Origin of the sequence: Shewanella sp. Arc9-LZ (assembly GCF_010092445.1) — a bacterium.
GTDB lineage: Bacteria > Pseudomonadota > Gammaproteobacteria > Enterobacterales > Shewanellaceae > Shewanella.
On sequence record NZ_CP048031.1, the window covers coordinates 4458202 to 4477046 of the forward strand.

12 protein-coding genes are annotated in these 18845 nt (G+C 42.6%); 7 read left to right on the forward strand and 5 right to left on the reverse strand.

Features of this window, described 5'->3' with window-relative positions:
* Positions 1 to 38 precede the first annotated feature (38 nt).
* Positions 39 to 1406: an MFS transporter gene (locus GUY17_RS19210; RefSeq protein ID WP_101084979.1), complete on the reverse strand. Its 1368-nt coding sequence runs from the start codon at positions 1404 to 1406 to the stop codon at positions 39 to 41.
* 244 nt (positions 1407 to 1650) lie between these two features.
* On the opposite strand from GUY17_RS19210, the gene uvrA reads away from it, so the two are divergent.
* The 4 genes from uvrA (at position 1651) to GUY17_RS19230 (ending at position 8026) form a co-directional block, all read left to right on the forward strand.
* Complete coding sequence (gene uvrA, locus GUY17_RS19215; RefSeq protein ID WP_162024043.1) at positions 1651 to 4512, forward strand: excinuclease ABC subunit UvrA; 2862 nt, start codon at positions 1651 to 1653, stop codon at positions 4510 to 4512.
* A 50-nt stretch (positions 4513 to 4562) separates the two neighbouring features.
* Positions 4563 to 5534 (forward strand): M20/M25/M40 family metallo-hydrolase, encoded by a 972-nt coding sequence (locus tag GUY17_RS19220; protein WP_162024044.1) that lies wholly within the window; start codon positions 4563 to 4565, stop codon positions 5532 to 5534.
* A gap of 254 nt (positions 5535 to 5788) precedes the next feature.
* Positions 5789 to 7681, forward strand: coding sequence for a DEAD/DEAH box helicase (locus tag GUY17_RS19225; protein WP_101084976.1), 1893 nt, complete (start codon positions 5789 to 5791; stop codon positions 7679 to 7681).
* A gap of 183 nt (positions 7682 to 7864) precedes the next feature.
* Positions 7865 to 8026, forward strand: coding sequence for a hypothetical protein (locus GUY17_RS19230; protein ID WP_162024045.1), 162 nt, complete (start codon positions 7865 to 7867; stop codon positions 8024 to 8026).
* Between the two features lie 14 nt (positions 8027 to 8040).
* On the opposite strand, the gene GUY17_RS19235 is transcribed toward GUY17_RS19230, so the two are convergent.
* The gene (locus tag GUY17_RS19235; RefSeq protein ID WP_162024046.1) at positions 8041 to 9009 is read right to left on the reverse strand and encodes a DMT family transporter; all 969 of its coding nucleotides are present in this window, start codon (positions 9007 to 9009) and stop codon (positions 8041 to 8043) included.
* Between the two features lie 207 nt (positions 9010 to 9216).
* Here GUY17_RS19235 and GUY17_RS19240 point away from each other — a divergent pair, with 207 nt between their 5' ends.
* On the forward strand, positions 9217 to 10320 hold the full coding sequence (locus GUY17_RS19240; protein ID WP_162024047.1) for a phosphoribosylaminoimidazolesuccinocarboxamide synthase: 1104 nt from the start codon (positions 9217 to 9219) through the stop codon (positions 10318 to 10320).
* A gap of 76 nt (positions 10321 to 10396) precedes the next feature.
* On the opposite strand, the gene exeM is transcribed toward GUY17_RS19240, so the two are convergent.
* Entirely contained in the window at positions 10397 to 13012 is a 2616-nt protein-coding gene (gene exeM, locus GUY17_RS19245) for an extracellular exonuclease ExeM (RefSeq protein WP_162024048.1), read from the reverse strand.
* A 579-nt stretch (positions 13013 to 13591) separates the two neighbouring features.
* Between exeM and GUY17_RS19250 the strand changes: the two genes are divergently transcribed.
* Positions 13592 to 15031, forward strand: a complete 1440-nt coding sequence (locus tag GUY17_RS19250; protein ID WP_101087669.1) for a methyl-accepting chemotaxis protein — start codon at positions 13592 to 13594, stop codon at positions 15029 to 15031.
* Positions 15032 to 15167: 136 nt separating this feature from the next.
* On the opposite strand, the gene GUY17_RS19255 is transcribed toward GUY17_RS19250, so the two are convergent.
* Together GUY17_RS19255 and pmbA are read right to left on the reverse strand one after the other, a co-directional pair.
* On the reverse strand, positions 15168 to 16535 hold the full coding sequence (locus tag GUY17_RS19255; protein ID WP_162024049.1) for a DUF4397 domain-containing protein: 1368 nt from the start codon (positions 16533 to 16535) through the stop codon (positions 15168 to 15170).
* Between the two features lie 200 nt (positions 16536 to 16735).
* Positions 16736 to 18115, reverse strand: coding sequence for a metalloprotease PmbA (gene pmbA, locus GUY17_RS19260; RefSeq protein WP_174839662.1), 1380 nt, complete (start codon positions 18113 to 18115; stop codon positions 16736 to 16738).
* A 159-nt stretch (positions 18116 to 18274) separates the two neighbouring features.
* Here pmbA and yjgA point away from each other — a divergent pair, with 159 nt between their 5' ends.
* Positions 18275 to 18808 (forward strand): ribosome biogenesis factor YjgA, encoded by a 534-nt coding sequence (yjgA, locus tag GUY17_RS19265; RefSeq protein ID WP_101087732.1) that lies wholly within the window; start codon positions 18275 to 18277, stop codon positions 18806 to 18808.
* The last annotated feature ends 37 nt before the right edge of the window (positions 18809 to 18845 follow it).

Sequence of the window (18845 nt, forward strand, 5' to 3'; positions counted from 1 at the left end):
TACTTTAACTGAATACTAAGCTGAATGATCTACACGATCTAATTCACAGAGCCTAACACAGCTCGCGCTTCGCTTAAATTGAATTTATCATCGACCTTTAAATAAGCCACTTTCTCTTCGAGCACCACAATGGCCTCTACAACACCGATTAACTGTGACAATTTACTGGCCATATCTTGTGCATCGCTTCTATCTTTTACTGTAGCTTCAAGAGTATAGCTTTTCAATAACACAGGCTTTTGCATGCCGAGGGTCAAAAATAACCACACACACATTAGCCCTAGCGCGACAAAAAACACTCCCGATGCGCCGACGAGCTGATAAGCTCCGCCGCCTAACATGCCGCCACAAAATGCGCCTAAAAATTGACTAGTTGAATACACGCCCATAGCCGAACCTTTATCGCCGACAGGACAAAACTTAGCAATCAAACTTGGCAATGATGCTTCAAGGTAATTAAAGCCGGTGAAAAATAGTACTACAGCCCCACTTAACACCCAAAGGTTATCGGCATACAGCCCCATCGCGGCAAGTGACACCATCATGATCATTAACGACAACTGGAACATGGTTTTGGTGTTGTTGCGTTTCACCCCAATGATAATTAACGGCACCATTAAGAAAAATGCACCAACAAAAGCGGGGAAGTACAACATCCAATGCTTTTCTTTGACTAAACCGGCATCCACCAAATCGAGCGGCAATGCAACAAACACCGCGGTTAGCACTAAGTGCAGAATAAAAATACCTGCATCTAGGCGAAATAACTGCGGGTCTAACAACATACGCTTTAATTTTGTCGGAGTGGCGACCGTATCGCCTTTAGGCGCTTGGCTAATAGGATTGGGAACAAAAAACTGCACAATTAACATGCCCAATACTGCCAGAACTGCTGTTAATAAAAACAACCCCGTTAAGCCCATGTATTGCGCCACAATAGGCCCAACCAATAATGACAAGGCAAATGAAAAGCCAATACACATGCCGATAATCGCCATGACTTTAGTGCGTTGCTCGTCTCGAGTTAAATCGGCGGCAAGCGCTAACACGGCGGCAGCTATTGCGCCCATACCTTGGACTGCGCGACCAAACACTACCCCGTAAATGTGATCCGATGATGCGGCAATTAAACTACCAATGGCAAACAATACCAAGCCACCTAGAATAATCGGCTTACGTCCGTATTTGTCGGACAAAATGCCCATTGGGATCTGTAAAAAAGCCTGGGTTAATCCGTAAGCACCAATGGCAATACCCACCCATAGCGGTGAAAAGCCTTCAAGGTGCTGACCATACAGCGCGAAGACAGGCATAATCATAAACAATCCCATCATTCGTAAACCAAACACACTGGCTAACGAAAATGCGACCTTTTTCTCCATACCCGACAGTCCATTACTGGCCATGCTGTTGCCCTTCGATAAGTAATTCAACAATATTATAAGGTGCGCATATTATCACAGCGCCAGAAATTAGCTCAAAAGGAAATCACAGTTTTTGATATAAGGTGTTTTATCTGCGCATGTTAAACTTTAGCTGAGTTTTATGCGTACCATGAAACCAACATAGTCAAAATTGATATGAAGTCCCCCAACAAACTATGCGATACTGATCGCTGTTTTGTTTTACATAAGTCATAGAGTGATATAGATGGATAAAATTGAAATACGCGGTGCCCGAACCCACAATCTTAAGAACATCAATCTAACCATTCCCCGTGACAAACTTATTGTGATAACTGGGTTATCCGGTTCAGGAAAATCATCATTAGCCTTTGATACTTTGTATGCAGAAGGCCAACGTCGTTATGTCGAATCGCTGTCGGCGTATGCGCGTCAATTCTTGAGCTTAATGGAAAAACCCGATGTAGATCATATTGAAGGCCTTAGCCCTGCCATTTCAATTGAACAAAAATCAACCTCGCACAATCCACGATCTACGGTCGGTACCATTACCGAAATCTATGACTATTTACGCTTGTTGTTTGCCCGTGTGGGCGAGCCTCGCTGCCCAACGCATAATCAGCCGTTGTCAGCGCAAACAGTGAGTCAAATGGTGGATAAAGTGTTGGCGATGCCGGCAGACAGCCGCCAAATGCTGCTTGCGCCAGTGGTTAACGACCGTAAAGGTGAGCACGTTAAGTTACTGGAAAGCTTATCGGCACAAGGCTACATCCGCGCCCGTATTGACGGTGAAGTATGTGACTTAACCGATCCTCCAACATTAGATTTACACATCAAACATACCATTGAAGTGGTTGTCGATCGCTTCAAAGTCCGCGAAGACATGAAACAGCGCTTGGCTGAGTCGTTTGAAACCGCTTTAGAATTATCTGGTGGCATTGCAAAAATTGCCAGTATGGATGATAGCAAAGCCGAAGAACTGATATTTTCAGCTAATTTCGCGTGTCCGCATTGTGGCTATTCGATGGCCGAACTTGAGCCGCGTATTTTCTCGTTTAACAATCCGGCCGGAGCTTGCCAAACTTGTGATGGTTTAGGTGTGCAGCAGTTTTTTGACCCTGAACGAGTCATTGCTAATGATGAACTCTCATTAGCCGGCGGCGCGATTAGAGGCTGGGACCGACGCAACTTTTACTATTTCCAAATGCTCAGCTCACTAGCCGAGCATTATAAGTTTGATGTTGAGAAGCCATATGCCGAACTAAGCGACAAAGTTAAAAAGATTGTCTTATATGGTTCAGGCAAACAAAATATTGCCTTTAAATACATTAATGACCGCGGCGACGTAGTGATCCGTAATCATCCGTTTGAGGGCATTTTAAATAATATGGATCGCCGTTACCGTGAAACCGAAAGTAACTCGGTGCGCGATGAGCTGTCTAAATTTATTAATATGCAGCCGTGTAACAGCTGTGGTGGTTCGCGCTTACGTGAAGAAGCCCGTAACGTATTTATTGGTGAGTTAAACCTACCGCAACTGACCATTTGGTCGATTGGCGAAGCTAAACAATACTTCGACACCGTAGTGTTTGAAGGACAACGCGCGCAAATTGCCGAAAAAATATTAAAAGAGATCAGTCAACGTCTTGGCTTCTTGGTCAATGTGGGGCTTAACTATTTAAGCTTGTCGCGCTCAGCTGAAACCTTATCGGGTGGCGAGGCGCAACGTATTCGCCTAGCCAGCCAAATTGGAGCGGGTTTAGTGGGCGTGATGTACGTGCTTGATGAGCCTTCAATTGGTTTGCATCAACGCGATAACGAACGTTTATTACAAACCCTGATCCATCTGCGTGATTTAGGCAATACCGTGATTGTGGTTGAACACGATGAAGATGCGATTCGCTTAGCGGATCACATTATCGATATTGGCCCAGGTGCCGGCGTACATGGCGGTGAAGTCATTTGTGACGGTACGCTAGAAGATATTCTTAACTGTGAAGCGTCGGTTACGGGTCAATATATTTCCGGTAAAAAGCAAATACACATTAGTGACCAGCGCACCCCTATCGATCCGAAACAGGTGATTGAGCTATTTGGTGCTTCGGGTAATAACCTAAGAGATGTTGATTTAACCATTCCAGTTGGATTGTTTACCTGTGTTACTGGCGTATCGGGTTCAGGTAAATCGACACTGATTAACGACACTTTCTTTAAAATTGCCCATAGGATGCTCAATGGCGCTACCGTGGATGAACCTGCGCCCTACAGAAGTATTGAAGGCATGGATCATTGCGACAAAGTAGTCGATATTGATCAAAGCCCTATTGGCCGTACGCCACGCTCGAACCCTGCCACCTATACGGGTATTTTCACCCCAATACGTGAACTGTTTGCTGGCACACAAGAATCGCGCACCCGTGGTTATCAAGTGGGTCGCTTCTCGTTTAACGTCAAAGGCGGTCGTTGTGAAGCCTGCCAAGGTGATGGCTTAATTAAAGTGGAGATGCACTTTTTACCTGATGTTTATGTGCCTTGTGATTCGTGTAAAGGTAAGCGTTATAACCGCGAAACCTTAGAAGTAAAATACAAAGGCAAAAACATTCACGAAGTGCTGCAAATGACGGTTGAAGACGCTCGTGGCTATTTTGATGCGATTCCATCTATTTCACGTAAATTGCAAACCTTAATGGATGTCGGCTTGTCGTACATTCGCTTAGGGCAAAGCGCGACCACCTTATCTGGTGGTGAAGCTCAGCGCGTAAAACTGGCCAAAGAGCTGTCTAAACGCGATACAGGTAAAACCTTATACATTTTAGATGAACCCACTACAGGGCTTCACTTTGCCGATATTCAACTATTGTTAGAAGTACTGCATCGCTTAAAATCTCATGGCAACACTGTCGTGGTGATTGAGCATAATTTAGATGTGATTAAAACCGCAGACTGGATTATCGATTTAGGCCCTGAAGGTGGTGCTGGCGGCGGCATGATTTTAGCTGCAGGCAGCCCAGAAGAAGTAGCAGAGCACCCAGAGTCTCATACCGCGAGATTCCTAAAGCCGATGCTGGCGCTTCACAATAAACGTGTAAAGGCTAAAAAAGCCAAATAACAAGCTGAGATAAAATACCAAACCTTAGGTGAATAAGAGGAGAGCACATTATGTTTACTACTCAAATTCACCTCAAGGTATTGGCTATGATGTTATTGTGCTGCTTACTCAATGCCTGCAGCCAAACACCTCAACAATGCTCGTCAGCTATTATCACCTCTTGGTCTAGCGCCCATAGCCAAATTACTGAAGATATCACCACACTGAGTTCCACTGAATTTCAAGGCCGCAAGACTGACTCTGAAGGCGCCCGCCTCACTCAAGCGTATTTAATCACACGATTTACAGAGATGGGCTTACAACCCTGGCAGTCAAATTTTGCCGTCCCGTTTAGTTTTCAACATCAATTTTCGACCGTCTCTGGGGTCAATATTATTGCCACTATTGCGGCAAGAAATAGCTCAAACCGATGGCGAGTGATTACCGCTCATTATGATCACTTAGGTCAAACGGCCAATAAAATGTATCCAGGTGCTGATGATAATGCCTCAGGCATTGCCGGAATGATGGCAATAGCAGCCCAATGGCAGAAGAATCCGCCGTTAGATGATGTTAATTTGATGATTGTGGCAACCGACGCTGAAGAACCAGGCTTATATGGCAGCTATGAATTAGTGACGTTATTGCAGCAATACCCACAGATGGACATTGAGCTAAGTGTAAACTTGGACATGATAGGCCACCCAGATCGTCGTAGAGCAATCTACATGGAAGGGCAAAAAAATCTGTCAAATTTTGAGTCAATCAAACCATTGTTGATGCAACAGACCCAATTATGTATTCGCACTCATCACACAAATTTACTAAGTGGCCGGATGAAAAAAAGTGATTGGCTCAGAGCGTCAGACCATTACCCATTTCATAAAGCCGGCTACTCCTGGGTGTATTTTGGCGTGCCACCCCATGCGCAATATCATACGGCCGACGACACAATAGCCACGTTAGACATCGACTTTATTGTGGCGGTTGCTGAAACAGTATATCAAATGCTCAGCATCGATAAGCTGACCAAGGCCCCATAAACAGCCTAATTCACGCCAACAAATGTTCATTTTTCAACCAATTAACAAATCTTAAAAATCAAGAATCAGGCCAATCTTAAACTAGAATAGGCAATTTAATGTTTATTTTCAGTTTTTACGTGGTCAACTAGCATTGTTGCTGCTATAATACGCCCCCTTATCGGCGCGGGAAATCGACACGGGGTTGATTTTCTGTCTGTGAAACTTTAGCACGAGCTTCCGAACTTCGTGCGCATCCACAAGGCTACAACTCAATGTCATCTGAAAGAACTTTCCGCGAACTCGGCCTGTCTGAGTCTTTGTTGCGTTCGCTTGACGAGTTAGGTTATGAAAACCCAACTCCTATTCAAGCTGCTAGTATCGACCCGCTTATGGCTGGTAAAGATATTATCGGTCAAGCACAAACCGGTACCGGTAAAACAGGCGCGTTTGCCCTGCCTTTACTAAACAAAATCGACATGAAAATCAATGCTCCACAGATTTTAGTGTTAGCACCAACCCGCGAATTAGCGGTTCAAGTTGCCGAAGCATTTGGTAGTTATGCCAAATTCATGAAAGGCTTCCACGTACTACCGATTTACGGTGGTCAAAGCATGCAACAACAATTAAACGCCCTTAAGCGTGGACCACAAGTGATTGTAGGTACTCCTGGTCGTGTAATGGATCACATGCGTCGTGGCACATTAAAGCTAGATAATCTAAAAGCCTTAGTATTAGACGAAGCCGATGAAATGCTAAAAATGGGCTTCATCGATGATATCGAATGGGTATTAGAGCACAAGCCTACTGACAGCCAACTTGCATTATTCTCTGCCACTATGCCTGAGCAAATTAAGCGCGTTGCAGCTAAGCACTTAACAAACCCAGTGAACATCAGCATAGCGTCTAGCCAGACAACTGTTGAGTCTATCGACCAACGTTATGTGCAAGTATCACAACACAATAAACTAGAAGCGTTAGTACGTGTTTTAGAAGTTGAAAATACTGAAGGTATTATCATCTTCGTTCGTACCCGTAACAGCTGTGTTGAATTAGCAGAAAAATTAGAAGCCCGTGGTTATGCTTCATCTCCATTACATGGTGACATGAATCAACAAGCTCGTGAGCGTGCTGTTGAGCAGCTTAAGCGCGGCAAGTTAGACATTTTAATCGCGACTGACGTTGCGGCACGTGGTCTTGACGTTGAACGTATTGGACACGTAGTAAACTACGATATTCCTTATGATTCAGAAGCCTATGTTCACCGTATCGGTCGTACAGGTCGTGCTGGTCGTACTGGTATGGCAATCCTATTTGTAACCAATCGTGAAATGCGTATGTTACGCACTATCGAACGCGCTACAAACAGCCGTATTTCGCCAATGAAAGTGCCTAGCCCTGAATCAGTTGCAGAGCGTCGTTTGTCTCGTTTAGGCGAGCAAATCCAAGAAACCATTAACGGTGACTTAGATTTCATGAAAAACGCTGTAGCTGAATTATGTCAACAGCTTGAAGTTGATACCGATTTACTGGCTGCTGCATTGTTACAACAAGTACAGCAAGAGCGTCCACTACAGTTACCAACGATTACCGAACGTCAACGTGATTCACGTGACGAACGTAGTGATCGTGGTAGTGACCGTGGTGATCGCAATAGTAGCAGCGACCGTCCACGTCGTGAACGCAGTGACCGTGGCGAGCGTAGTAGCCGTCCAGCACCAAATAGCTTTGGCGATGCAGAAGGCTTAAAAGATAACCCAGACGTTAAAATGAATCGTTATGTTATCGATGTAGGTCGTGAAAATGGTGTTGGTGTAGGTAACATCGTTGGCGCTATTGCTAACGAAGCAAACATCGATAGCCGTTTCATTGGTCAAATCCAATTGTTTGATCAAGTCACAACGGTTGATTTACCAGACGGAATGCCTAAAGACATCCTTTCGCACCTAAGAAAAGTGCGTGTGTGTGGTCGTCCTTTAAACATTCGTGAAGCAGGTGATGAAGTGTTTGCTGACACGACTCGCGGCGCAGGCGCTCCACGTCGTCCACGTAGTGATCGTGCTCGTAGTGACCGTCCACGTACTGATCGCCCAGCGGGTGATCGTCCGGCTAGTGACCGCCCTGCAAGTGCAGAGCGTCGTCCACGTAAGCCACGTGACAACGGTTAATCATTCAGTTGAATGACACAAAAAATGGAGCCTAAGGGCTCCATTTTTGTTTTCCGCTTTTGGTTAAACCAATTCTTTATAAGCTAAAAATGATAAAACCAATTAACACTAATTAATTTGGTTACTGCAAGAATGTAGGTAATATTATCATTCTCGAATGAATTAACCCGATAGGTAATCTACATGGATTTTTTACTCGTCGTTGCACAAATATTTGGCTCGCCATTCCTTGACGCTACAAAATCAGCTAAACAAGATAAAACCTTATTGTGGATGATGATAATTGGCGGCACACTATTTAGCGCATTTGGCTTAACGCTCTATTACCTTGCGCAACATAGTTAATGCCTAGCGACTATTTACAATACAGTCCTGAACGCTTTGGCCTGCTTACGCTTTTGATACAAGGGGACAATTTGCACGGCAAACACCGAACACACAATCATAACGATGCCAGCAAATGACAACACATCAATATCGGCACCGGCAAATACCCCGCTCCACCAACCAAGATTGACCACTACTTCTGTCGCAGTAAAACTCAATACCGGTGTTAATGCCAACATGGCACTGACTTGTGCCGTGGGCCAATATTGCATTGCTTGACCAAAACAGCCATACGCAATCAAAGTATTGGCGCCGCAAAAAAGTACTATCCACCATTGATCGAGCGTCATCGCTTCAAACTGACTAAAGTCACTAAATGGCGCCATAAGCACAATGCCTAATGCGTAAATAAATAACAGTACATTACTGGGTGACAGTCGTTGGCTCACCGACTTTTGTAACAAAGCATAGCTGGTCCACGACATCACCGAAAACTGCACAATCATAATCCCAACCAACACTTGATGATCACTTGCTTGATTTAAATCGAGCTGCGGATGGAAAAACATCAGCATGCCCAGTCCAAGCGTGGCAAAACAACTTAACTGAAATGCATTAAAACGCTCTTTGAAAAACAACACCCCACCAAATGCCAAGAAAAAAGGCGCAGTTTGGAAGTTAAGCTGTGCAGTGCCTGGAGCTAGATATCCCAACGAATAAACAAACGACACGTAATTGCACATCAACAGCACGCCAGCGAGCACCAATTTCAACCATACTAATGAAGGTAAACCGACAAATTGACGTAATGCACCTAAGCGCCATTGAATTAATAAGGTCACGACTAACGCCATGACAAACCGAAACCAGGTCAGAGTAACTGGTGTAATGAATCCACCTGATAGCTTTAATGCTATAGGCAAAATACCCCAGAAAAAGACTGCTATAGAAACAAATATCAGTCCTAAACGGGCATTCGCGCTTTCTTGTTCACTGTTCACGTTGGTTTATCCATCACATCATTAAGGCGTGAATTCTGCCTGAATAACCCAATAAAGTCTTTATCAAGAAAGGCTAACCTTACCCTTGATTGTTCGCATAACAAAAAAGCCTATTTCAACCCCTCCTTTTATCGTGCAAACGCATCTATTACAGGTAAAATAACCGCCATAAAAACCTATGTACCCTACTACCTAAGGAACACTCGCATGAATCTTGCCGATTCCGTTCTTGCCGTGAACAATGATTTACCTATCCGTACCGACAAGCCTGTCCACAGTGGCAAAGTACGCAGTGTTTACTGGTTAACCGACACAGACAGTCGCCGCTTAATCCGCGACAAAGGTTACGATGTACCTGAAGATACTCCGCTAGCAATTATGGTGATCAGCGACAGGATCTCGGCGTTCGATTGTATTTTTCATGGCGATGGTAACTTGCAGGGTATTCCAGGTAAAGGCGCTGCACTGAATGCGATTTCAAATCATTGGTTTGGTTTATTCGCCGAAAATGGTTTAGCTGACAGCCACATTCTAGATATTCCGCACCCTTTTGTATGGATAGTGCAAAAAGCTCGCCCAATTAAAGTCGAAGCGATTTGTCGCCAATACATTACCGGCTCAATGTGGCGTGCTTATTCAAAAGGCGAACGGGTATTTTGTGGTATCACCTTGCCAGAAGGGTTAAGCAAAGATCAAAAACTGCCAGAGTTACTGATCACCCCGTCAACCAAAGGTATTTTAACCGGCATTCCGGGCGTGCCTGCGCAAGATGACGTTAACATTAGCCGTAGCGATATTGAAGCTAACTACCAAGCCTTTGGATTTGAAAAACCACAAGATATCGACTTGTATGAAACCTTGTTAAAGCAAGGCTTTAAAGTAATTTCAGATGCGCTAGCAAAGCTTGATCAAGTGTTTGTCGATACTAAATTTGAGTTTGGCTACGTCAATGACAAAAATGGTCAATCAAAACTGATTTACATGGATGAAGTCGGCACACCAGACTCATCACGTATTTGGGACGGTGCCGCTTATCGCGATGGTAAGATTGTTGAAAATTCAAAAGAAGGTTTTCGTCAGTTCTTGTTAAACCATTTCGACGATGCCGATATTTTGTTAAACAAAGACAGAATGCCAGAGCGTGAAGCACTTGCTCGTGACAACGACTTACCATTAGACGCGATGATGAATGTATCGCGAACTTATATTGGTGTTGCAGAAAAAGTCACTGGTTCAGGTATTCCATTACCAGCCAACCCAAAAGCGGACATTATTAAAGTGCTACGTGAGCAGTATGATTTGATCGTGTAACGTTCACTCTATATTCAAAAAAAAGGATGACTTAACAGTCATCCTTTTTTATTAGTGCTTGAGCAGTTAACAATAATTAACTGCGACGGCGTAAGCCTAGAGCACCTAATAACATCAATGCAAAGTAACCTAAACTACCACCATCACTGTCTTGAACAGGCTCTGGTGTTGGCGTAGGAGTTGGCGTTACTGGCGCAGGATAGCTTAATGCAATAATCACTGGATCATGGTCTGAAGCTGAGAATGGACTTTCAGTTTTAACCAGATCTCCGGTGTACTTGCTACCATATTCAAACAGGTTAGATTCAACTGAGTTAATGTGCCAGTCGTCAATACCGACCAACTTAGCCGCTAAACTCTCATTGGCTAAAGCATGGTCTAAATTACCTAATTCACCACTGTAACTATATGAATAAGTGGCTGCGCCATGTGCTTGAGTGTTTAAGTTAATTAAACCATAACCTTTATCTATCACGCTGCCTTCACGCTCGTACACTTTACCGTTTAAGGTAGTCCACGATGCAGTGCGGATAACATGATCTGTAGTTGAGGCATTGTAATCAGTTAATACTGCTACCGGATCTTCTTTGCCGTAGGCATTTAAATCACCAATAACCAGTACATCACCAGCAACATCTTTTAGTGACTCACCGAGTACTTTGGCTGCTGATACACGGAATGCATTACACTTTCCTTGCAAGTCTGCTGGCTCAGCGTTTTCGTTAAATTCGGCCCAGTCTTCAATACAGCCTGAACCTTTCGATTTTAAGTGGTTAACCACAACAGTTAACTTTTCATCGTTAATGCTAAAGGTTTGCACTAAGCTATGACGTTGGAACTTTTCATAACTCGGGCTTTGCTCAACAACGCCATCTTTCTCACGGGTTTGCGCACCTTCTGCAGCATGTTGTTCTGGCGTCGCAATCACTTTTGCCGCGCCGTCTAATGTAATACGGGCTGGGCGATATAACATGCCAACTGTAATCGCATCACTGCCGATGAATTTGTCTTCATACTTATCAGCATCTTCAATTTCAACAAAGCGATACGCTTGATCATCAGTTAATTCTGCGTTCAATGCATCTACAAGGTTTTGAATGGCACTTAACTCGCCAAAGCCATTGTTAGCGATTTCCATTAAGCCCACAACATCAGCATTCATGGCGACAAGCGCATTCACTATTTTAGTACGCTGCAACACCATTTCTTCTTCGATTAATGCACCACGATTGCTGTTTGATGGATTAGCATCACCGCCAACAACGTCATTAAAGAAGTTCAACACGTTAAAGCTCGCTACGCGAATGTCGCCCATATCTGCCACTGTAGGCGCATCGGTACGATCGTTTACACGGATAAAATCGCCAGCAGTAATTATGTTGGTCGGTAAAATACGGAATGCGTTGTAGCTATAACCGATCACACCTTCAAGGTTAGTCAATTGATCGCCAACACGAATGTAACCCGTTTCTGCGTTAAACTCTGGGAAATAAGGTACTTCACCATCTTTCGCTTTGAAATCAGATTCAACAAATAACTGGTTCACCGCGTTAGCTTGAGCCAGTGCAATAGAATCTGCTGAGTTTGGCTCAAATACTTGAGTTGGTTTCATTAATGGCGCTTTATGTGACAACACCATATTGTTACGACGTCCGTCATAATCGTAGCTAAAGGTACGGGTGATTTTCATCTCACTACCCGCATCTAATACTACTTTCATGCCTTCAACACGCTCTAATGCTTGCGTTAGGGTTTCGCCATCGGCAACATAAAATGCACTGGCTAGAGGCACTTCACCTAATGCGCCAACTTCAATTTTTTGATCGTCCTTAAGGTTAATCTGAGTCGAGCCGTAATACTCGTTTACCTTACCTTGCACACACACTTCAGTGCCTGGCTGAATAGTGTCTGGTGCAGCTTCGTTCAAGTAGACGAAAATGCCGTCTGAAGTATAAGGTGAGTTGTCACCTTGCATGTCTTGAATAAAGAAACCTTTGTATAAACTGTCGCTTCTAGAAGTAACAATCCCTTTTATGGTCACTTCATTAGCCGATTCATAACTACCATCGGCAATTAATGGACTAGAGTCACCTGCACCTTGCACATCATAAATGTTGGTCAGTGTCGCCCCATTACAGGTAAATACTGTTGGTTCTGGTGTAACAGCAGCATCAAGCGAGCCCAAACCACTAAAGGTGTCTTTATCTAATGTGGCCCATTGGCTAGCATCATAAGTGGTGCTGGCGGTTAAGGCATCTAATTTACGCTGGAATGTGGTGTCAAACCCCCAACCTGTTGGTGTTGGAATGTCACCAACAACATCAACCAACACACCGTCTTTTAATAGGCCGACAGCATCGCCACCATTAAAGTATAAGTTACCGGTCATCGAGTCGGTTGAGGCTGGCAAGGTAATCGCTGCACTTGAATGCAAAATGACTTTGACACTTTTAGCGGCAATAGTGTCAGTTAATTCCACCATATCAAGCGCTGCAGAGTCACCGTCTTTGTAACGTACTAATTTGTAGCCTGTTAAATCAATTGCAACGTCACTGTTGTTATACAGTTCAATCGCTTTGTTGTTTGAACTACCTTCAACGTATTCACTAATTAACACCTCTGCATTTGCCATTATCGGCATTGCAGCGGCTACTGCGAGTGAAACCGCCGTTAGTTTAGTCAGTCCTTTCATTTTTTAACCCCATATTTTGTAATATAAATGCTATTTTTTTGTAATATGCGGGGCGATTGTCCCAAAGTTTGTTTACAGAAAAAAGAACATTGATCACATTAATGGGGTAAACAAATTTACTATCTGATTGATTATCAAGTAATTTTGTTTTAATTAGAAAACGATGATAAATAAAATCAAAAATACCTCAACTAAAACAACATTTAGCGTAAAAACAAGCGTTGACGGGGTGGTTGTTAAAAAATATAGATTTTGTAACACTTATTGTTCAAAAAAATAAAAAAATGACAACATACTGTTTGATATTTTAATTCATGTCATGAAATCATCTTGAAAATGTAAGGTTTTTACCCGATTATTACGCTAACATTGACCACCAACACTCGTGGTATGTTGAATACACCATGAATAAAAACCAATAAATCACTTAAGGTATGTGAGTTATTGTCGATATTGATCATGACTCGATGTCATGTTGGTCACAACAAAATATTATTAAGCTGACTATTTAATATCAATATACTAAAAGCTCATCTAGTATTTGAATTTATTATCTTTACCGGTTTAGGTGCTCAAACCATGAAACAAGTTGATTTCAGAAATATCGATAAACTTTTCATCAAAATGTCCATTAACGATAAGTTCTGGGCTATTTTCGGACTGTTCCTGATTATTTTATCTAGTGTATCGATTAGTAGTTACGTTAATAAAATTGAAAATATAGAACAGCAATCATTACTGGTTTTAGAGCAAAAAACAGCAGCTATGGTTCAAGCACTTGATGCCACGAGCCAACTAGAACAAGCTTCAACATTAGGTTTACAAGTCTCAGGACGTTCACAAACAAGTTCACGCCAACGAGATACTATTACTGCCGTTTATGCATTAGATGGCCAATATTATACCCTGAGCGAATCTGTTTCTGGACAAGAAGCCAGCGCAAAACAAGCTGCTTTGATATCACTGTTAATGTCATTTTTATGGGTATTGCCTTTTGTAGTAGTGATTTATTGGACGGCCACGTTCCTTGGCGGTGCACTTTGGGTGTTATGGGATACCACGGAAAAAATTGCTAAAGGTGATTTAACCTCTCGTTTAGGCTTCCATCCTGGTCGTGATGAATTTGGCACCATTGGTTGCGCACTTGATAAAGCCATGGACACATTAACCGATCTCGTTGTCGCGGTGAAGAAAAGTGCCGATACATTGCAAACAACCTCGAGCTCATTCGCCAATGAAGCAGTGCAAAGCGCTGAACAAATTGATTTACAATATGCTTCACTTGACTCGGTTGCTACAGCGATGGAAGAAATGACGGCATCAGCTGCTGAAGTCTCTAATATCGCTCGAAATTCAACTCAACGTGTTGAACAAGATTCAGAGTATACGCGTCAGAGTTATGACCGAGCTAAGCGTGCGATTAATGAAATTAAGCAGTTATCGACCTACATTGAACAAACATCAAACTCGGTCAATACCCTAAAAATTAATGCGACCAATATTAATGAAGTGATCACCACCATTAATGCTATTTCAGATCAAACCAACTTACTGGCATTAAACGCAGCAATTGAAGCGGCACGTGCAGGTGAAATGGGCCGTGGTTTTGCGGTGGTTGCCGACGAAGTAAGAACCCTTGCGGGTCGTACTCAAGCTGCGACGGTTGAAATTCATAAAATGATTGAATTACTGCAAAGTGAAACACTCAATATTGACAGCATTACTCAAGATACTGTCAAACAAGCACAAACCAGTAGCGATCTAATTACTAATATTGGAACCGATATTAATGCCATTTCTGAATCTGCGAATTCAATTATGGACATGAGTTTCCAAATTTCTACATCGTCAGAAGAACAAAGTGCAGTGGCCAATGACATTGCAAAAGAGCTGACGGACATAAGACAGAAATCAAATATTATTAGAGGCTTATCGCAACAGTCTTCAAGTGGTGTTAAAGACCTAGCAAAAGCATCAGCTGATTTGGGTAAAATTCTAAGTCGATACCGTACTAATTAATCTCAGCTCAGATTATAACTTATTAGCTTGTATGTTTATTTGAATATAAGCGCTAAATGAAAAGCCGATATCGATGATATCGGCTTTTTTATGTTTAATAAGCAGTGGCTTAACTCACGGTTAATTCAACTTAATATTACTGTAATGACGTCAGTCTATGACCTAAAGCGCTTGTACTGTCTGGAGTCAGCACAAAAGTATAATTACTGTCGCCATCAAAGCTGATTGAATCAGACTGATAAACTAAGGTTTGCGTGCCATTATCGGCTTCGTAAACAATGTTAATTTCATAATCATCTTCAGGCAATGTCAGGCTGAGTTTTTCGACAAAATCTAAATCCGTTAAGGTATATTCGGCGGTTTCAATGGTTTCTGAAGCGCGGACAAAATACACGGTTAAGTCATCATAATCGTAAGCTAAATTCACCACATCGACTTTATATTCAAAAGCTCGAGGTCGTAAGTCTTGCTCGATCACCATACCTTTAACAGAACTGTCTTCTTGCTGATAAATCAGTAAAGACTTCACTTCATCTTGGTTAAACGTTACCAACAAGTTATCGAACAACTTGGCTTTACTGGTCGCATCTTTAGTGGTGATACCATAATCATTAAACGATGTTGATTGGTAATCCGTTACTGTGAAGGGTGAAATACCATACAAGTATTGTGTTTCTTGCTTACTGGCAATATCAACATCAATGCTTTGCGTTTCTAAACCATTAAACACCCGGTAATCGGCAGTTGCCTCTAACGCGGCGTAAGTGACAGGCGTTGTAGTTGAGTCAATGCTGTCGATAGTGACGTTAATATCACCTGCACCAAAACTATTACGAATAATTAGTTTATAGGCGGTTTCGGAGGTTAAACTCATGCTACCTGTGGTGTAGAGCACATTTTTAGTGCCGGTTTCGGTCAGATAGACAATATAATCATCAGTATCGAATATCTGTTCGCTGGTGTAACTGCTATACGGCACATTACCCAGCATCACCGCTTGGTCAATGGTTTGGGTATCAAGTGAAATATAGGTATCAAAAGTACCTTCATCAGTCGCTACGTTAGCCACTAGCACTTCCATTTTGCTGTAGTCATTATCATCGTCGGCATTTAACTCGTCCATTTCATCGCGTGAATAGTTAATATCCAATAGTTCTGGATCGTGATAATCACCATAAAGTACAAACAAATGGTTCGAGTCGCTCGCTAAATCAACGGTGTCGCTGTAAACGGTTACCGTTTCACTATCTTCGTCTTGACCATAAATTTCCAGTTCTGTGCTCCCTGTACTATAAGCATAGCGCGGCATTGCATCAGCAAAATCAACCGCCGTATATGAATAGTCATCCAGTACTAACGAAGTCGATGTGCTATTAGGTGATGCATTATAAAACTGCACATAAGCGACATCATCACTGCTTTCTTCACTGTCTGAGCCACACCCTAGTAACAAGGCTCCCATTGCAGACACCATCATCAATCGACTTATTTTTTTGTTAAACATATTTACTCCATTAACCATCTAGTTACATTTGCAAGAGTTATGACAACCCTTGCCTGTAAACGACTGTCAAGAAAGGTAAAGTAAAGATATAAAGCGTAAAGAGCCAAGTTAAAGTTAAAAAAAAGCCTCTTAATCAATTAGATAAGAGGCTTTAATTCTTTTTGCATTTAAACCATAAATGCATTTTTCAGCAAAAGGTGTTAATTACCCGCGATTTTCATCTCGCTCAGTAAAATACCGCCAGTGCGGATTGATGAACGTAAATCGCGATCTTTACCTACGCCTTGTATTCCCATAAACATGTCTTTTAAATTACCCGCGATAGTAATTTCTTCTACTGGATACAACACTTCGCCATTTTCAACATAAAAACCTGCCGCGCCACGTGAATAATCACCAGTAACGCCATTAACGCCTTGGCCCATCACTTCCGTAACAATTAAGCCGGTATTCATGGCTTTAACCAAGTCATCAAAGGTTTGATTTGAATGGCTTAGGGTCCAGTTATAAATACCACCAGCATGGCCTGTATTGGTCATCGATAATTTACGCGCCGAATAACTGGTTAATAAGTAAGTTTCTAGTTGGCCACGATCAATAATACGACGGTCTTGGGTTGCCACGCCTTCACTGTCGTAGTTAGCACTGGCCAGTGCGCCAATTAAATGCGGTTGTTCTTCAATACTAAACCAGTCTGGGAATATTTGAGTATTCAGAGCTCCCATTAAGAAGCTCGACTTACGGTAAATACTACTGCCACTAATCGCGCCAATTAAATGTCCCATTAAGCCTGTGGCAAGTTCAGGAGCAAATAACACTGGCATTTTCGCCGTGGCTATTTTACGGGCATCCAAACGGCTTAAGGTTTTGTTTGCCGCTTGCAAACCAACCGCTTCAGGTGACAGTAAATCATGATATTTACGGGCAACCGTATAGTCGTAGTCGCGCTGCATATTGCCATCAGACTCTTGGCCTATTACAACACAACTTAAACTGTAGCGAGAGCTGCAATAGCCGTTAAGAAACCCATGGCTGTTACCATAAACCCTAGCCGCAGTATGCGCATTGGCACTCGCGCCGTCTGAGTTACGGATACGGTTATCAACCGATAAACTGGCTTCTTCTGCGCGAATGGCCAACTGGGCGAGCTCTTCAGCATCGATATCTTGTGGATGATATAACTCCAAATCGCGAATATCTTGCGCCATCAAAGCGGGATCAGCCAAGCCACTAAAAGGATCTTCTGAGGTATATTTTGCAATGCCATCGGCCGCTTTTACCGCTTGGCGAATTGCTTCAGGGCTTAAGTCTGAGGTCGATGAACTGCCTTTGCGACCATCACGGTAAATGGTAATGCCCAACGCACCGTCTTTATTAAACTCAACGGTTTCAACTTCTTTTTCACGGGTTGAAACCGACAAACCTTGCTGCTTGCTGATAGCCACTTCAGCGGCCGAAGTGCCTAACTCTTTCGCATATTCTAATGCGACAGATACCGCGTCTTTTAACGCCGATAATTCAGAATCAATTCTAGGTGTTGGTTCAGTTGCGCTAGGCGCTGAAGAAGGATGAGAAGCCACAAATTTACTCTTTGATTAGTCTAATTGACGCTAGCATATCAAATTCAATTGGCGATTGATAACCGCGCATTTATATCGCAGTTGATCATCAATAAATTCTGCATATTCTAGGCCAAATAAATGCTATCATTAATGCATATTGACTTGAGGTTTATGACTATGAAAATTGTTGGCGATTCTGAGCTATTTCAGCAGCCCTATGATAATGATGACAACTATGTCAGCAGAACAGGCGTTAAAAAAGAAAGTGAGGATGCTCAAGCACTTGGCATGCGTTTAGTGGCCCTGAGCAAAACTCAATTAGACAAAATGGGTTTAGATGAATTTCTATATGATGCGATTCTAAAAACAAAACTGATTAAACAAAAAACTGAAGCCTATCGCCGCCATTTACAATACATTGGTAAATTAATGCGTGGCTTTGAGCATGAACCTATTGAAGCAGCACTGGATAAAGTGTTGAACAAAAACAATAATGAAGCCGCTCAAATACAGATTTTTGAAAAAATGCGTGAACGTTTATTAGCGAATGGCGACGATGAAGTCCAAGTATTACTGGATTTACACCCACAACTTGATCGTCAAAAAATGCGTCAACTGATCCGCCAAGCGAATAAAGAACTGGCTAAAAACCCAGAATCAAAATCGTCTAAAGAGCTATATAAGTATTTAAGATCTGAAATAAAAGACTAGGGTCCATCTCAAAAATAGTCTGTTTAATAGAATAAGG